Here is a 229-nt window from a genome sequence, read left to right as displayed (position 1 = left end):
CCGGGCTTTACTGGATGGGTATTGTCAGTGCCATCGTGATGGCCGCAGGGACTGCATTCACAACGTCTGTGATTGCAATCATGACACTAGCAGGGAAACAATTGGTTCAGCGTTATCTGATGACTGGCAACAGTCACAGGAAGGCAGGCTGGCAACTGGCCGGTTATTATCTTCAGTTACTTTGCGGCGTGTTGCTGATGGTGATCGGTGCATTGCTCATGAACGGGCA

Annotated in this window: 1 pseudogene; it reads left to right on the top strand. The window is 51.5% G+C overall.

What is annotated here, in order from left to right:
- Nucleotides 1–14: 14 nt before the first annotated feature.
- Nucleotides 15–229 (top strand): annotated as a pseudogene (locus ACYP03_RS28440) (hypothetical protein); the annotation flags it as partial.

The sequence above is a fragment of the Photobacterium sp. R1 genome, assembly GCF_054600795.1.
The sequence above is the reverse complement of the archived record's forward strand: the minus strand, read 5'-3'. Positions and strand labels throughout refer to the sequence as shown.